The sequence below is a fragment of the Peribacillus sp. genome (genome assembly GCF_059453735.1).
Window position 1 is genome coordinate 1 of the sequence record NZ_JAZVJO010000503.1, and the last position, 16525, is coordinate 16525.

21 protein-coding genes are annotated in these 16525 nt (G+C 39.3%); 6 read left to right on the plus strand and 15 right to left on the minus strand.

The features are described 5' to 3' along the window. On the minus strand, positions 1-697 hold a 697-nt coding region (locus tag AC52RT_RS16650; protein ID WP_495541782.1), incomplete at its 3' end, for a biotin carboxylase N-terminal domain-containing protein. 332 nt (positions 698-1029) lie between these two features. Further along, positions 1030-1311 (minus strand): Fpa/YlaN family protein, encoded by a 282-nt coding sequence (locus AC52RT_RS16655; protein WP_340849444.1) that lies wholly within the window; start codon positions 1309-1311, stop codon positions 1030-1032. A 221-nt stretch (positions 1312-1532) separates the two neighbouring features. Here AC52RT_RS16655 and AC52RT_RS16660 point away from each other — a divergent pair, with 221 nt between their 5' ends. Further along, entirely contained in the window at positions 1533-2030 is a 498-nt protein-coding gene (locus AC52RT_RS16660; protein WP_495541783.1) for a peptidyl-prolyl cis-trans isomerase, read from the plus strand. A 59-nt stretch (positions 2031-2089) separates the two neighbouring features. Here AC52RT_RS16660 and AC52RT_RS16665 read toward each other — a convergent pair whose 3' ends face one another. Then, positions 2090-3418 carry a PhoH family protein gene (locus AC52RT_RS16665; RefSeq protein WP_495541784.1) on the minus strand — a complete coding sequence of 443 codons (1329 nt, stop codon included), beginning with the start codon at positions 3416-3418 and terminating at the stop codon, positions 2090-2092. Between the two features lie 164 nt (positions 3419-3582). On the opposite strand from AC52RT_RS16665, the gene AC52RT_RS16670 reads away from it, so the two are divergent. The 3 genes from AC52RT_RS16670 (at position 3583) to AC52RT_RS16680 (ending at position 5012) form a co-directional block, all read left to right on the plus strand. Further along, a complete protein-coding gene (locus AC52RT_RS16670) occupies positions 3583-4173 on the plus strand; it encodes a YhcN/YlaJ family sporulation lipoprotein (RefSeq protein ID WP_495541785.1) in 591 nt (196 codons plus the stop codon). A gap of 191 nt (positions 4174-4364) precedes the next feature. Next, a complete protein-coding gene (locus tag AC52RT_RS16675; protein ID WP_340849437.1) occupies positions 4365-4565 on the plus strand; it encodes a YlaI family protein in 201 nt (66 codons plus the stop codon). Between the two features lie 18 nt (positions 4566-4583). Next, positions 4584-5012, plus strand: a complete 429-nt coding sequence (locus AC52RT_RS16680) for a hypothetical protein (protein WP_495541786.1) — start codon at positions 4584-4586, stop codon at positions 5010-5012. Positions 5013-5084: 72 nt separating this feature from the next. Here AC52RT_RS16680 and AC52RT_RS16685 read toward each other — a convergent pair whose 3' ends face one another. From AC52RT_RS16685 to typA, 3 genes are read right to left on the minus strand one after another with little or no spacing between them, the layout of a single operon-like run. Beyond that, positions 5085-5366 carry a hypothetical protein gene (locus AC52RT_RS16685; protein WP_495541787.1) on the minus strand — a complete coding sequence of 94 codons (282 nt, stop codon included), beginning with the start codon at positions 5364-5366 and terminating at the stop codon, positions 5085-5087. Further along, positions 5367-5672 carry a YlaH-like family protein gene (locus AC52RT_RS16690; RefSeq protein ID WP_475727880.1) on the minus strand — a complete coding sequence of 102 codons (306 nt, stop codon included), beginning with the start codon at positions 5670-5672 and terminating at the stop codon, positions 5367-5369. It lies immediately after the preceding gene. A gap of 21 nt (positions 5673-5693) precedes the next feature. Further along, positions 5694-7532: a translational GTPase TypA gene (gene typA, locus AC52RT_RS16695; protein WP_475727879.1), complete on the minus strand. Its 1839-nt coding sequence runs from the start codon at positions 7530-7532 to the stop codon at positions 5694-5696. 125 nt (positions 7533-7657) lie between these two features. Here typA and AC52RT_RS16700 point away from each other — a divergent pair, with 125 nt between their 5' ends. Then, the gene (locus AC52RT_RS16700; protein ID WP_495541788.1) at positions 7658-7843 is read left to right on the plus strand and encodes a YlaF family protein; all 186 of its coding nucleotides are present in this window, start codon (positions 7658-7660) and stop codon (positions 7841-7843) included. Positions 7844-7903: 60 nt separating this feature from the next. On the opposite strand, the gene AC52RT_RS16705 is transcribed toward AC52RT_RS16700, so the two are convergent. Both AC52RT_RS16705 and AC52RT_RS16710 read right to left on the minus strand, forming a co-directional pair. Further along, positions 7904-8692 carry an inositol monophosphatase family protein gene (locus AC52RT_RS16705; protein ID WP_495541789.1) on the minus strand — a complete coding sequence of 263 codons (789 nt, stop codon included), beginning with the start codon at positions 8690-8692 and terminating at the stop codon, positions 7904-7906. A 264-nt stretch (positions 8693-8956) separates the two neighbouring features. Next, positions 8957-9154 carry a YkzI domain-containing protein gene (locus AC52RT_RS16710; RefSeq protein WP_040374156.1) on the minus strand — a complete coding sequence of 66 codons (198 nt, stop codon included), beginning with the start codon at positions 9152-9154 and terminating at the stop codon, positions 8957-8959. Positions 9155-9374: 220 nt separating this feature from the next. On the opposite strand from AC52RT_RS16710, the gene AC52RT_RS16715 reads away from it, so the two are divergent. Beyond that, a complete protein-coding gene (locus AC52RT_RS16715; protein ID WP_495541790.1) occupies positions 9375-9995 on the plus strand; it encodes a YktB family protein in 621 nt (206 codons plus the stop codon). A 69-nt stretch (positions 9996-10064) separates the two neighbouring features. Here AC52RT_RS16715 and trpA read toward each other — a convergent pair whose 3' ends face one another. From trpA to trpE, 7 genes are read right to left on the minus strand one after another with little or no spacing between them, the layout of a single operon-like run. Continuing rightward, positions 10065-10850 (minus strand): tryptophan synthase subunit alpha, encoded by a 786-nt coding sequence (gene trpA / locus AC52RT_RS16720; RefSeq protein WP_495541791.1) that lies wholly within the window; start codon positions 10848-10850, stop codon positions 10065-10067. After that, positions 10840-12048 (minus strand): tryptophan synthase subunit beta, encoded by a 1209-nt coding sequence (gene trpB, locus AC52RT_RS16725; RefSeq protein ID WP_495541797.1) that lies wholly within the window; start codon positions 12046-12048, stop codon positions 10840-10842. Before trpB ends, trpA begins: the two co-directional genes overlap by 11 nt. 27 nt (positions 12049-12075) lie before the next feature. Then, positions 12076-12675: a phosphoribosylanthranilate isomerase gene (locus AC52RT_RS16730; protein ID WP_495541792.1), complete on the minus strand. Its 600-nt coding sequence runs from the start codon at positions 12673-12675 to the stop codon at positions 12076-12078. Positions 12676-12691: 16 nt separating this feature from the next. Continuing rightward, the gene (gene trpC / locus AC52RT_RS16735) at positions 12692-13459 is read right to left on the minus strand and encodes an indole-3-glycerol phosphate synthase TrpC (RefSeq protein WP_495541793.1); all 768 of its coding nucleotides are present in this window, start codon (positions 13457-13459) and stop codon (positions 12692-12694) included. 1 nt (position 13460) lies between these two features. Next, positions 13461-14483, minus strand: a complete 1023-nt coding sequence (gene trpD / locus AC52RT_RS16740) for an anthranilate phosphoribosyltransferase (RefSeq protein ID WP_495541794.1) — start codon at positions 14481-14483, stop codon at positions 13461-13463. After that, positions 14467-15066: an anthranilate synthase component II gene (locus AC52RT_RS16745; protein WP_495541795.1), complete on the minus strand. Its 600-nt coding sequence runs from the start codon at positions 15064-15066 to the stop codon at positions 14467-14469. The genes trpD and AC52RT_RS16745 overlap by 17 nt, the downstream gene beginning before the upstream one ends. Further along, the gene (trpE, locus tag AC52RT_RS16750) at positions 15047-16456 is read right to left on the minus strand and encodes an anthranilate synthase component I (RefSeq protein WP_495541796.1); all 1410 of its coding nucleotides are present in this window, start codon (positions 16454-16456) and stop codon (positions 15047-15049) included. The genes AC52RT_RS16745 and trpE overlap by 20 nt, the downstream gene beginning before the upstream one ends. Between the last annotated feature and the right edge of the window lie 69 nt (positions 16457-16525).

A 16525-nucleotide genomic window follows, 5' to 3' on the forward strand; every position in this document is an offset into this window, starting at 1 on the left:
AATCACGTTCATATAAATGGACGATATTTTGATGTTCATCACCTAGAATTTGAACTTCAATATGTTTAGGATTCTTAATAAAACGTTCTACATAGACTTCATCATTACCAAAGGCAGCTTTCGCCTCTGACTTTGCACGATCATAGGACTCACGAACTTCTTCAGGATTATTCACAATCCGCATTCCGCGTCCTCCACCGCCAAGTGAAGCTTTTATTATAATGGGGTAACCGTACTTATCCCCGAATGCTTCGACTTCTTCAACATTGTCAATCGGGCCGTCACTTCCCGGGATAACCGGAATATTTGCGAGCACTGCCTGATGGCGTGCCTTCACTTTATCTCCAAACATATCTAGATGTTGAGATTTGGGTCCAATAAAGATGATTCCCTCTTCTTCACACCGGCGGGCAAAATCTATATTTTCAGACAGGAATCCATAACCAGGATGAATGGCGTCGACATGACTTTTCTTCGCAATTTCAATAATTCCTTCAATGTCTAGGTACGCATCAATTGGTTTTTTGTCTTTGCCTACCAAGTATGCTTCATCGGCTTTAAACCTATGATACGACCCGTGGTCTTCCTTGGAATAAATAGCCACAGTTCTAATATCTAATTCCGTACACGCACGAAATATCCGAATTGCAATTTCTCCACGGTTTGCTGCAAGTACTTTTTTGATACGATTTCCCATCATTACACCTACTTCTATAAATTTTCAATTGTATATAAAAAAAGGACATAGCCCTCCTGAATTCAGTCAGGCGGAACCAGTTACCTTTTCTTCACAGTACGTCAGGTTACTATGTATCGTAAACTTGTTAACCCATTACCGAAAAAACATCAATATTTCTTAAATAAACAATAATACGAAAATTCTTATAACACAATAAAAGAATACACTATCTCCCGTTTTTTTTCAAAAATGAAACTTAACTCACAAAATACTATTTTTTTTACACAAAAAAACTCAAACCATAAATGAGAATAGTTTGAGTTTTGACTTTAGTCATCTGCCGTCACTTATCATTTCCTAAGAGATGCTTCGTGCAGCACGGATAATTCTCTTTCGAGTTTTTCTAAGAGAGCTTTCCCCTCATCACCATTCACCAAGCCTAAACGAACAGCGAAGTCGATCTCTCGTGATAAGCCGAACATTTGCGTATCCAAAACCTCTTCGTAAAGAGGGCATTGAGGCATAGTGAGGTTATCCATTTGTACTTTAATTAATTTTAAAATTTTTTCAGCATCTGCTTTTAACAGTGCATAGGCTTTTTCTCGATGATTGACAAGCATTTCAGATGCCATATTAAATCCCCCCGCTCAAGAAGCGATTAAATCTTATCTATAAATTTTACCCTTAGTTTTATGAAAAAGCAAGGTTATATAAGGACAATTTAGAATCACAAGTTGAAATCCAAAGATTTGTCTTCATATTATCGCAGTTTCTCTCCCTATTACAACTTTTTTTGGCTTTTTGGTTAAATATGCTTATAATTGTACTAGTAATAGAGAAAGGGATGAACTAGGTGGAATCCATTGTATTTATAAAAGGCAAGGTAAAATATCCAATTACACTTGATCCAGGGGTATGGATCTTTGATGACCGTAAAGTAGAAATTGAGGCATACTTTCATGCCGAAAAGGTTGAAGTGGATGAGTTAGAAGAATATACAATTGCTGCTTCTAAACATTGGGAGAAAGAGATTCGAGAAGGTTCAACTATGCCTCCCACATTAAAAACAGAAAAAAGGTTTGAAAAACAAAGACTTTTAGAAGGAACATTTGTTATTCCATTCGAACCTTTTTTAAATAATTCTGTTCCAGATGATAACGCCTCCACCATCATTGTTGAAACTGCTGATCAAGAACATATCTTTACACTAGAGGAAGCTAGAGCATTTGCTATTGGTTTTTCAATTGACGGCAAACCTATTAAGGAGAATGGTCCTTGTTATCTTTATTTTGGCGATGGTTCAAATATTAATAATCCAATTAAAGACATTCGTTCCTTTACATTAAAATAAACCCAACTTCGGCAGACGATTATTCGTCTGCCGTTTTCGTTAGATGTTACAGGAACAATTTATAAAATATTCGCAGCCAATTGAGCCAGAGCAGATCGCTCTCCTTTAATTAACTTTATATGACCCGCAATATGCTGATCCTTGAAACTTTCTACCACATAGGTAAGTCCATTATTATATTCATCAAGGTACGGGTGATCAATTTGCTCCGTATCTCCCATTAAAACAATTTTACTTTTCTCTCCTACTCGTGTCAGGATGGTTTTCACTTCATGTTTAGTAAGATTTTGAGCCTCATCGATAATAATGAATTGTTCCGGAATGCTTCTTCCCCTGATATACGTCAGTGCCTCCACTTCAATCGACTTCATCCCTGCTAAAATCGCATCCAATTCTCCAGGTTTCTTCGTGTTAAATAAATATTCAAGATTGTCGAATATTGGCTGGATCCACGGACGTAATTTTTCTTCTTTTTCCCCAGGTAAATAGCCAATATCCTTCCCGACTGGAACAATAGGACGTGCCACTAATAATTTTTTAAAGCGCCCGAGATCTTCCGTCTGCATTAAGCCTGCTGCTAACGCAAGCAGCGTTTTACCTGTTCCAGCTTTCCCTATTAAGGTGATCAACGGCAAATCCGTTCGAAGTAATATTTCCATAGCCATAATTTGTTGAACATTCCTTGGCCTGATGCCCCAAATATGATCTTGATCAAATAACAGTTTTTTTATTGTGCTGCACGTTTGGTCGACGATTGCTACAGCGGAAGAAGATCCACCTAAACTATCTTTCATTAAAATAAATTGATTTGGGTAATAAGGTCCTTTCGGGAGGTCAGCTACTGGCAGCCCTCCCTTTTCATAAAAGGTATTTAAGAGATCGACAGGGACAAATAATTCAGAAAATCCGCTGTATATATGATCTAATTCAACAACTCGATCACTTAAGAAATCCTGAGCAAGCAATCCAATGGCGTCTGCTTTTACACGAACAAGGGTATCCTTGCTCACTAAGATGACTGACTTTCCAATTGCCTTTGCCTTTTCTTCAGAAGATAAATTTTTTGCAACAGCAAGAATCCGGTTGTCGTTTGTTTTTTCAATAAATATTTCTTGAAGTTCATGGAAAGAACGATGATTTAATTCAATTCTAAGTGAGCCGCCATTATGAAGTTTAATCCCATGATGCAGCTGCCCCTGTTCTCGAAATCCATCGATTAGTTTTGATACCTGCCTTGCATTCCTCCCTATTTCATCCATATATCTCTTCTTCGAATCCAGCTCTTCTAACACAACCGCTGGAATGACTACCTCATTATCTCCGAAAGAAAAAAGGGAATAAGGGTCTTGCAACAAGACATTAGTATCTAAAACGTAAATTTTGTCCAATACGACGCCCCCTGCCTGGTCTTTGTCAAATCTGTTTCATAATCCTGCTACCTCCAGTTTATGTAGTGGACGAGACTGTTGATAAAATATATGTCTGCCTGCATAAAGATAGAAGAACATTTACAGACTATAAAGAAAATTGACAGAAGGAGGACCTTAAAAAAATGAGAATATATATATTACTTTTGTCCGTTTTACTCATACTTACTGGTTGTAACACCCAAGATGAAAGTAGTGAAAAAACAAAAGACGATAATTATAAAGTCACTACCGTGAAAAATTCCACGATCAAAGAAACGAATCGATTAACAGGTAAACAAGTTGCAAACAGGTTGACCCAAATAGCTGCAGCGATTCCTCTAGTTAATGACGCAACGGCCGTTGTTATTGGAAAATACGCCCTTGTAGGTATAGACATTGATGATGATATAGAACGCTCACAGGTGGGAACCATTAAATATTCAGTTGGAGAGGCGCTTCAGAACGACCCATATGGTGCGTATGCGATCGTTGTCGCAGACCCGGATTTAAATGAGCGGATACGTGAAGTTTCAAGAGATATACAAAACGGTAAGCCTGTCCGTGGAATATTAAATGAACTTTCCGATATCACCAGTCGTATCATCCCTGAAATCCCGGGAGATCTAAATGAACCAGCACCTACCAAAACGACAGAAAATCAAAGTAATTCATTAAATAAACAAAATCAAGAACAATTAAAAAGAGAACAAAAGAAACACTCTACTAGTGAGTAATAGTTTGCAAACGACTGACTCAATTGATTATTTGAGCAGTCTTTTTTACGTTGTCTTAACCTAGCTTACATTCAAACAAATAAGGTCTTCCAAGGTAAGATGTTTTCACAATACTTAGAATGTATAAAACATGCTATAATGTATCTACTATATTGGACATCCATTAATTAAATGTTGAAAGAGGTTTCGCTATGAATGTTAAATGTGTTATTTGCGATAAGATAGAAGATATTCTCGATTATTCACCAGAAGCAAAGAAATTAAGAAATCGGCCGATTCATACATATATGTGTCAGGAATGCTCAACTCGAATAGAAGAAAAAACCAAGGCACGAATTGCAACTGGAAATTTCAAGCTTTATCGATCCGTTACGAAAGATGACGATTGGTAAGCTGAAGGAGAGGGAATCATGGAATGGGCTAGACCTAAGGTAAAACAAGGATTGGCAGCCGGCCTTTTATCTGGCTTATTTCTTGGCTTCTTTATGAAATACGTTGAGTTCCTAAGCGGCTATAAAGTATACCGTTTATTACTTAATATTAATTTCCAGCCAGTTGAGAGAAATATAAACCCACCAGAGTATCTCGAATTTTTGATTCATTTGATGGTCTCTATTCTCGTGGCAATGGTATTCACTATGCTGGTAAAAAAGAATGCATCTTTTTTGAAGCGCTTGCTTACTGCGGTCATTGTTATTATCCCGGCAATTCTCCTCTACTTTCCTTTAACCAGCCTAGGAAGCAGTCAGGTGGACTCCATCAGTGGTATAGGCTTTACTCTCTGGACTCTTGCCCATTTGCTTTACGCATGTATCCTAGCGGCTGCAGCTAAGGTCTAAGTAAACCCTTAGAGGAATCATTCTAGGTACACAAATAACACCCCGGCATAATGCCGGGGTGTTATTTGTGCTTTATTCAAGATTCCGGTATTTCTCCGGTTCTGCTTTAATCTGGTTGAGCATTACGTCAATAACTTCAATCGGGAAGCGCTGCTTTTTCACTTCATTTTCATATAGATATTCAATGAAGTAAAAAGGCTCCTCTTTGAATAGGGACTGAATGATTATCTCTTTTTCTACCAGCAGCTTTTCAAAAAAAGCCAAGGTATCAAGAGCAGCCGTATCATCAGGTCTTGCATCACAGACTACTTTAATCGTCATCCAATTATATAACGCATCTTGAATGGATTGCATTTATACCTGTTCCCCGCTATGATCACGACGGCGCAAACGATAGATACCGAGTACTGCTGCCGCAATCAAAAGAGATTCACCCATTGGAAGGAAAACGGCCAGGAAAGATAGAACGGTACAGCCGAGACCCATGACCACATAAATGACTAGGTTTTTTAATAAAGGTAGTTTTTTGGCAAATCCGAGCTGGTATACTACGATACACAGGGCCCAAATCGTCAAATATAAATACCACATTCCTGCTTCAGGGTTTTCGTCAACCCGGTAAAGGGCTGCGAAAAACGATAGGCGCTCTCCTACATCCATTGCTATCCCTCCTGATTAGATTCACTCAGCGGTTTTTTTCTTTTTAGTTGTTCTTTCACGTTCGCTCTTATCAAGAATTTTCTTACGAAGTCTGATTGATTCTGGTGTTACTTCCAGATACTCATCATCGTTTAGATATTCTAGAGACTCTTCAAGTGACAAGACTTTTGCTTTTTTCAGCGTTGAAGTTTGGTCTTTGTTTGCAGAACGCATATTTGTCATTTGCTTAGCTTTAACAATATTAACAGTCAAGTCATTTTCGCGGTTATGTTGACCAACGATCATTCCTTCATAAATATCTGTTCCTACTGGAATAAAGATGATACCACGGTCTTCAACCTGCATTGTACCATAAGCAGTTGTCTTACCAGATTCCATAGAAACTAATACACCTTCACGTCTTCCGCCAACTTGGCCTTTTTGCATTGGCTGGTAGCTGTCAAACGTATGGTTCATAATTCCGTATCCACGTGTAATGGTCAAGAATTCTGTAGAATATCCGATTAGTCCGCGAGCTGGAACGTTAAAGATCATACGTACTTGGCCGCTTCCGTTATTAATCATATCAAGTAGTTCGCCTTTACGTGCTCCAATTGACTCCATAATTGAACCAGTATGCTCTTCAGGAACATCGATTTGAACGCGTTCAACCGGCTCACAACGTACTCCGTCAATCGTACGAACAATAACTTCAGGTTTTGAAACTTGAAGCTCAAATCCTTCACGACGCATGTTTTCAATCAGGATAGATAAATGAAGCTCTCCACGACCTGAAACAATCCAAACATCCGGAGAATCTGTGTTGTCAACGCGTAAGCTTACATCTGTTTGTAATTGTGTGCGCAGACGTTCTTCAATTTTTCTAGCTGTAACGTACTTGCCTTCACGGCCAGCAAACGGGCTGTTATTAACAAGGAACGTCATTTGTAGTGTTGGTTCATCAATACGAAGAATTGGAAGTGCTTCTGGATGCTCAGTTGGGCAAACAGTTTCACCTACGTTGATATCCTCCATACCTGAAACAGCGATTAAATCTCCAGGGAATGCTTCTTGGATTTCAACTTTCTTAAGACCGATAAATCCAAAGATACTCGTTACGCGGAATTGTTTAACAGAACCATCAAGCTTCATTAATGAAACTTGTTGTCCCACATGCATCGTTCCACGGAATACACGACCTACTCCAATACGGCCAACATAGTCATTGTAATCAAGCAATGCTACTTGGAATTGAAGCGGTTCATCGCGGTTATCGACAGGTGCAGGAATGTTTTCGATAATTGCTTCAAATAATGGAACCATGTCTTCACCTTGTTTAGCAGGATCTGGATCCACACTTGATGTACCTGAGATACCTGAAGCATAGATAACTGGGAAGTCCAATTGATCGTCTTCAGCACCAAGCTCAATGAATAAATCTAAAACTTCATCCACAACTTCTTGAGGACGGGCTGAATCTTTGTCGATTTTGTTTACAACAACGATTGGCTGGATTTTTTGTTCCAACGCCTTTTTCAATACAAAGCGTGTCTGCGGCATACAACCTTCATATGCATCAACTACTAGGACAACACCATCAACCATTTTCATAATACGTTCCACTTCACCGCCGAAGTCGGCGTGACCTGGTGTATCTAGAATGTTAATTCGTGTATCTTTATATTGAACAGCCGTATTCTTAGCAAGAATCGTGATACCCCGTTCTTTTTCTAGATCATTCGAATCCATTGCTCTTTCATCGACGTGTTCGTTTTCGCGAAATGTACCAGATTGCTTCAGCAATTGATCCACTAGAGTTGTTTTACCATGGTCAACGTGGGCAATAATAGCTATATTTCGAATATTTTCTCTTAATTTCAAAAAATTCACTCCTAGATTAGATAGTTATTTAACTTATCTTTAGCATTAACTTACATATTATATCACAAACATAGTAGAAACAAAGCATGAAATTATGTACAATAGATATATTCGAGGTGATAATAGTGAAAGATATCCAATGGAATTTCCTTATACTGGCACTTTTGGCAACAGCAAGCATTTCATTTATTGGTATAGCAATTGCTGAAAAAAGCATATTTGGTGCGGTTATCAGCCTGTTTATACTATGTGGGATTATGGGCTTTGGTTTTTCTCAAAAGAAAAAAAACCGTAATGCCCAAAAGAATTAAATAAATATTTTTTGATTAAAAAAACCGCCGATTATATCGGCGTTTTTTTCTGTAATTCATCTATTTGGCAAGATACGTTTCATTAATCCGTTTATGCAGGCCCGGTTTTGAAGCAAAAAGAGACGAGCCATTTACAAAATCAAGCGGCTGATCATCCATAGTCGTGACTTCTCCTCCGACTTCTTTTAAAAGAACGACTCCGCCTGCAAAATCCCATGGAGCTAGCCTCATTGTCATATATGCGTCAGTTCTCCCAGCAGCTACATAGGCAAGTTCAATCGCTGCTGAACCATATGATCTCGTCCCCCTCACATCACGAACGAGAGGAGTAAGAATACTTGGATCAATCCGGTTATTTTCACCAATCCAGGTTGCATTGATTGATAAAATCATATCGCTCACTTCTACCTCTTCAAGCATCGGCAGCCGCTGCTCATTCATATAAGCGCCTTCTCCTTTTATCGCATGATACAATTCATCGTGTATTACATCATAAATTAAGCCAATTTGCCCAACACCATCTTCGTATATTCCGATAGAAATAGCAAAATTTCTCTGCTGGTGAACAAAATTCATTGTCCCGTCAATCGGATCGATAATCCAAACAACTCCCGACACGTTTGAATAATTTGCCTCCATCGCCTCTTCCCCGACCACTTTATGGTCACTAAAGGTTTCAGCTATTTTTTGTCTAAAAAATAATTCTATTTCCTTATCTAAATTGGTTACTAAATCGTTCCGATTAGATTTAGTTTCAATTGTTAATACCTCACTAAAGGATTCTCTCAACCGTTCTCCAGCTTCTTTAACCCAAGCTTTGGCATATGTATCAATTTTCTTTCTGTCCATATTCAAAACCCCCGCCCCCTGTTCTTTCTATCTACAGATTATCTAATACTAGTTGATGCTTCAAGTTTTAGAGTTAGTTATTACCAAAAATACTGTTTCTATACTTTTTTTATCATTTTCTATGTATCCACCGATTCCTTCATTAATGATAAATAGCGGATTCACTTATTAAACAACAAGTGTCCGCTATTTACCACCTACAGAATAACTATAATATTCATTCATGAATCCGTCTTTATCTCCTTCGTCATATAAAGGTAGAAATTATAATGCCTTTAATCTTAATAACTCTAAGCGGATCCGCTCAAGCTTTTGTTTACATTGGGTTTTCTTTGGCTCATTTTCTTCGCCTATGGCCTCAAATAAAGTAGCTAATTCATAATCCATTTCCATCCGTAAAACAGCTGTTCTATGTTTTTCTACTTCCTTCGCCTTCAAAGCTTGATTCATAACTTGTTTCATATTCCATCTGCTCCCTTCGGTATTTAACTAAATTTAATTAACTAAATTTTCAGTTATTTATTTAGTTTTATAGTATGTTGTCTACACCAAAATCGCAACAAAATTGTGCATTTGCCTTAGATATAAAAACGAGAATACCCTCGTAATGAAAGCGGATTTTTTCTTTTTTACTTTTAATTATGCTACAATATGCTTCAGACAAGCAAGTAGGAGGAATAATATGTCCGTTTCAAGTTTTTCAGCAGAAGATTTCAGCGTGTTTAAAATTGATGGCCTCGATCAGCGTATGGAGGCTTTAAAAGAACAAATCCAACCCAAGCTTATTGCTCTCGGCGATTTCTTTTCACAGGAACTTTCTGTCCTAACAGGAGAAGAAATGTTTACACATGTTGCCAAGCATGCACGCAGGAAGGTTAATCCTCCAAATGATACATGGGTTGCTTTTTCAGGTAATAAACGAGGATACAAAATGGTGCCCCATTTTCAAATCGGCCTTTGGGAAACGCACGTTTTTGTTTGGTTTGCGGTCATTTATGAAGCACCAATAAAAGCCGAATTTGGTAAAACGCTGATGGAGGCTGCAGATAAATTAAAAGAGACCATTCCTTCAAACTTTGTTTGGTCAATTGATCATACCAAACCTGCCGTGCTTCCACATCAAGATTTATCCGTTAACGAACTTGAATCAATTTTTCAGCGCTTACAAAGTGTTAAAAAAGCTGAAATACTTTGCGGAATTCAAATACCTCAAGAAGAAGCTGTGAAAATAACAGATGAAAAATTTGTCGAAATAATTCGCGATGCTTTTGTTCAACTAATACCCTTATATAAATTAACTTAAACACTTAGATATGTTAAAAGAGTAGGAGAGGATGTCCCGAAAAATGGGGCATCCTCTCCTACATGTCGCTCACTTTATCCCAGCTGTCTTTGCGCTTGAAATCAAATCTTCCATTTTCTCATAATTTTCTTCTTCGAATAAGTCAATAATTTTACTCCCTACAATGACTCCATCACAATAGGAAGAGGCTTGTTTGACATGCTCGGGCGTAGATATCCCAAATCCCGCTAATACGGGGACAGAGCTTAATGCTTTAACTTCTTGGAGATAAACACCCACTTCATCCTCAAATGATTCTCTTGTCCCAGTTGTTCCTTTAACAGTCACCGCATATATAAATCCTTCAGCGTCTTTTGTAATTTTATTTAATCGCTCCTTAGGGCTTGTTAGTGTTACAAGACGAATTAACACAATGCCTGACTCCTTAAGGACCGGCCTCAATATCCCCTCTTCTTCAAAAGGCAGATCAGGTACAATACAGCCAGATACGCCTGAATTAACGCAGTCTTTTGCAAAATGTTCAAATCCATATGCCATAATTGAATTTAAATAGCTCATAAAGATAATAGGAATCGTTATTTGATCCTGAATCTCATGTAAAGTGCTGAAAATCTTCTTTAGGGTCACCCCTTGTTTGAGAGATCTTAATCCAGCCCGTTGAATCACTGGCCCATCTGCAACTGGATCAGAAAAAGGGATACCTAGTTCGATAGCGGCAGCACCTGCTTTTTCAAGCCTGGTAATTCTGCTCAACAACTGATCTAATCCACCATCACCAGCCATAATATAAGGAATAAATGCCTTTTCCCCTTCGTCTGCACCTTTACGCAGCGCATTTGCTAGTTTATTTGTCATCTTGGTTCCCTCCCATCACTCTACGAACGGTTTCAACGTCTTTATCCCCGCGGCCAGATAAACAAATGACTAGTCCCTGATTTTGTTCCATTTTCGCAGCAACCTTCATTGCATGTGCAACGGCATGTGAACTTTCAAGGGCAGGAATAATACCTTCCTCCTTGGAGAGGAGCAGAAGAGCTTCTAGCGCTTCCTTATCCGTCACTGAAGTATATGAAACTCTGTTTTGATCTTTAAGATAACAATGTTCTGGTCCTACCCCTGGATAGTCCAGACCTGCAGAAATGGAATGTGCTTCCTGAATTTGTCCATCTTCATTTTGCAAAAGGTACATCAGCGCTCCGTGCAGAACACCTTTTGTTCCCTTTGTAAGAGTCGCCGCGTGAAGACCGGTTTCAATCCCGCTTCCAGCCGCTTCTACACCAATCAGCTTTACTTTTTCGTCTTCAATGAAGGGATAAAACATTCCCATTGAATTACTACCGCCGCCAATACAAGCTACAACTGAATCCGGCAACCCCCCTTCGATTTCTGCATATTGCCGCTTTGTTTCTATCCCGATCACGCTTTGAAAGTCACGGACAATCACTGGAAATGGATGCGGTCCAAGTACAGACCCCATAATGTAATGGGTATCCGTTACGTTCGCTACCCAATAGCGAAGCGCTTCATTTACTGCATCTTTCAAGGTAGCACTCCCTTGTTCTACTGAAACTACTTTAGCTCCTAGCAGCTCCATTCGAAAGACGTTTAATTTTTGACGTTCAACATCCTCTGCCCCCATAAAAATGATACATTCCAAATTCAATAATGCACAAACCGTAGCCGTTGCGACACCATGCTGTCCGGCTCCTGTTTCCGCTACGACTTTCTGTTTACCCATCCTTTGTGCTAAAAGCGCTTGACCAATTGTATTATTAATTTTGTGTGCACCGGTATGATTCAAATCTTCACGTTTTAGATAGATTTTTGCTCCACCAGCAATCTTTGTTAAATTAGCCGCATAAAAGAGCGGTGTTTCACGGCCTATATAATCTTTTAAATAGTAGGCAAGATCTTTTTGAAAACTCTCATCCTTTTTTGACTCTTCATAGGTCTGTTCCAATTCAAGAACTGCTGCCATCAACGTCTCTGGAACAAAACGACCGCCGTATTCCCCAAAATGACCATCTTTAGTTGGTTGTAAATAGCTATCCATTGCATTCATAAGTAATGCCTCCCTTTATTATTTCTTTGCATTTTTAATAAATAATCTAATTTTCTCATGATCTTTATAACCATTTGTCTCCACACCGCTTGATACATCGACGGCAAAGGGCTGAACCAACTTAATTGCTTCAAAGACATTCATTGGTGTTAAGCCTCCAGCTAATATCAGTCGGTTTCGAGATTGACGAAGCCTATGAATCATCTGCCAATCCAAGGTTTCTTCGTTTGAAGATTCAGAATTTTTAGGAAGGTCAAGCAGCTGATAATCAACAGGATAATTATCGATCTTGTTAAAATTCACTTCGTTGTGGATAGAAAATGCTTTTATAACAGGTATCGAAAAGGAACCTGCCTTTTCAACACTTTCCTGTCCGTGCAGCTGAATGATATCAATTCCTGTAAAGTGTTGGATTCTTTCGATTTCTTCCAAGCTCTCATTCACAAATACACCGACATTTAACGCTTTTCCATTCAGTTTTTCAATAATTTCTTTTGCTTTTTCTGGACTAATCTTCCGCTTACTATCCGCAAAAATAAATCCAAGGAAATCGGCTCCTGCGTTTTCTGCTGTCTGAGCTGCTTCAAGAGACGTTAATCCGCATATTTTAACCTTCATACACTTCTCCTTCCTATTAAAGCTGAAATGCAGCAAGACTTTGTGCTACATCCGTCGATTTCATCAATGCTTCACCGACTAATATTCCTTTTGCTCCAGCTTTTTTTACTCTTAACACATCTGCAGGTGTTTTAATTCCACTTTCACTGATGAACAGTTGATCAGCTTTCTTTAAAATGGCACCAAGTCTGTCAGTTACCTCAAGATCAATTTCAAAGGTTTTTAAATTCCGGTTATTGACTCCAATTAATTCTGGGTGAAGAAGCATCGCTTGATTTAACTCTAGTTCATTATGAACCTCAACCAACACCTCTAAGTTCTGCAGCTTCGCATAATGATACAAATTTTCAAGTTTTTCTTGAGACAGGGCTGCCACAATCAACAAGATAACCTGAGCACCTGCCTTCTTCGCAATGTCAATCTGAATTTCATCAATAATAAAGTCTTTACAAAGCAAGGGCAGCTTTACGGAACGGCGGACCAAGGCCAGATCCTCAGTAGACCCTTTAAAATACGCAGTATCAGTCAGCACTGAAATGGCAGCAGCTCCTGCTTCTTCATACTCAGTTGATTGCTGTGCTGGATCTACTTCGAGTTTAAGTACACCCTTTGATGGAGAAGCTCGCTTAATTTCGGCAATCACCTGCATTTTTGATGATGATGACAGGACTTCAACCAAGGACGAAACCTTTCGGGCAGGCTCTTGAATATGGTTAGGATATCGTTTGAGCTCTTTTACTTCTTCTTGTTTTGCATCCAGAATTTTAGTTAAGAAATCTACCATATTACATAACCACCTTCTTTTTTTGACAATAACTAATTAACGTTTCTAGTTTAGCAAGGGCACTGCCGCTATCTAGGCTTTCCCGGGCGATGTTAATGCCTTCTAAAATGGTCGCAGCCTTTCCATTTGCGAAAACTCCTAGTCCAGCGTTGAGTATAACTGTATCTCGATAGGCGCCTTTTTCATTCTTCAAAACGCTCATCATGATAGCTGCATTTTCATGGGCACTGCCGCCTCGAATCTTATCATTGGGATAAAGCGGTAAATTCACTTCCTCTGGGTGCAGGGTGAACGAAGTGACATCTCCTTCATTGAGAAGAACCATTTTGTTGTCTCCTTGAAGACTTGCTTCGTCCATATTGCCAGCCCCGGTTACGGCTACTGCCCGCTTACGGCCGAGCTTTTTAAGTACATTCGCAAACAATTCCAACATATCACTGCGATACACGCCGATTAGTTGTGAGTGTAGATTCACTGGATTGGTTAATGGTCCAATCAAATTAAAGACGGTCGGGATTTTTAATTCCTTTCTTATCCTTGTAATTCTCCCTAAATTAGGCTGGATTGACGGTGCAAACAGAAAGCTTATGCCAATCTCTTCTAATGATTCTTCTATTTGCGCAGGTTCCAGATAGATATTAATTCCCAGCTCTTCCAAGACATCCGCACTACCGGTTTTACTTGAAACACTGCGGCTTCCATGTTTAGCAACTGTTATTCCCGCACCAGCCAGAACGAATGCCGCAGTTGAGCTGATATTAAAGCTTTGTGAGCCGTCTCCTCCAGTACCGCAATTGTCCATAATATTTCTAGCTTGCGTTTGAATTGGCAGAGCCTGTTGCCGCAATACATCCACAAGACCAGCTATTTCAGTTGCTGTTTCACCTTTTGATTTAAGTGCCATTAGGAATGCTGCTATCTCCGTTTCAGTCGTATGCTCTGCAAAGATAGCTGCTGCTGCTTCATTTATTTCAATAGTAGATAAAGGCTGATGCAGTGATAGTTTTTCAAGAAACTGTTTCATGACATTTTTCCTCCCTTATTCTCTTGATAAACTGATGCAGCAACAACTTTCCTGTCTTAGTTCCAATCGATTCCGGATGAAATTGAACGCCATATAAAGCGTATGTCTGATGCTCGATCGCCATAATTTCTTCATCATCAGCAGCGTAAGCTATAATATCAAACTCTTTAGGGAGACTTTCTTTCTCCACAACGAGTGAATGGTAGCGCATTGCTTCAAAATTCGCTTCTAATCCAGTAAATAGTCCAGTTCCTGTATGAACCATAACGGAGGTCTTGCCATGAACAATTCGTTTGGCTCCGATTACCTTACCACCGAAAGCAGCCGCAATAGCTTGATGCCCTAAACAAATACCAAGAATCGGTATCGATGCACAATAGGTGCGAATTACGTCTACACAGATCCCAGCGTTTTCAGGACGTCCTGGACCAGGTGATATGACAATCGCTTCAGGATTCAGCTTTTTTATATCGTCAATGGTCACCTCATCATTCCGTAAAATCAGAATATCGCTCTCTACCTCTCCTATATACTGGTATAAGTTAAAAGTAAACGAATCATAATTATCGATTAATAGGATCATGCGTTTGCACCTCCAGCAAAGCTTTTGCTTTGTTTTTCGTTTCTTCATATTCCGTTTCAGGAACAGAGTCATAGACAATCCCTGCACCCGCCTGTACGAAAGCAAGATCATCCTTAATGACCATTGTCCGTATAGCCAGCGCCATATCAAGATCCCCGCCATAACCAATATAGCCGACGGAACCAGCGTAAACACCACGTTTACACTCTTCTAACTCATTGATTAATTCCATCGCTCTTATCTTTGGTGCACCTGAGACAGTTCCGGCCGGGAGACAGGATGCCAACGCATCTAAACCTGTTAACTCTGCCTTTAAGGTGCCTCTCACCTTCGACGTTAAATGCATGACATGACGGTAGCGTTCAATATTCATAGTAGAGCTTAGAGCAACTGAACCAATTTCGCAAACACGACCAAGATCGTTCCGGCCTAGGTCAACCAGCATCCGATGTTCTGCTAATTCCTTCTCATCATGAAGAAGGTTCTCCGCATAACTCTTATCTTCCTCATCCGTTTCTCCTCTTGGTCTCGTACCAGCAATTGGATTCACCGTTACGGATTTCCCTCTAACACTTATTAAACTTTCTGGTGAAGATCCAAGGATAGTATAATCACTAAAATCTATATAAAACATATATGGCGAAGGATTTGAAAGTCTCAGGCGGCGATACACCCCCAATGGATGACCAGTAAAGGATGATTGATAACGCTGAGACAAAACAACTTGAAAGATATCACCGTTAATAATCGCTTGTTTCGCTTCCTCTACTATTTTTATAAAGTGATCTTTTGTCATATTAGAAGTAAAAGATAGTTGTTCCACACTCTTTTCCTCTGCAGTATGTGGTTTATTAAGCAATTCTTTCATCTCTCTCAACCTGACTTCTGGCTGCTCATCTGATGTAACGAGATGAATTTTTTGCTGCTGGTGATCAAAAATGAAAATATCTTTAAAAAACAAGAAGTGTGCATCCGGCATCCCTAGAGTATCTTTCGGCACAGCCCCAATCCATTCATAATGTCGAATCATATCGTAGCCCATGTAGCCAACTGCCCCTCCTATAAAGGGGATCTCCGTATCTGCTTCGAACTCGAACATAAACTCTTGTTTTAAATAATCGACTAACCTTATATCTTGCTCTCGGGATTGTACACCTTCTCTAATTTCAATGCACGCTTCCCTTGAAATAGCTTCTTTATAAGGACTCATCCCCATGTAGGAATATCTTCCTTCGTCATGGTGGGACGTTGAGCTTTCAAGTAAAAACTTTTTGGGTCCATTCATTTTTTGGAAAATTGAAATCGGTGTATGAATATCACCTTCTACCGTTTCCATCTGAAAACTAATTTTCTTCTGTCCCATCCTTCTCGTTTCCCCCTTTTTTCGCATAAAAAAAGTACTTTGCAAACAGGAAGTTTGCAGGGGACGGAAAAATTAACGCGGTGGCACCTCCGATTG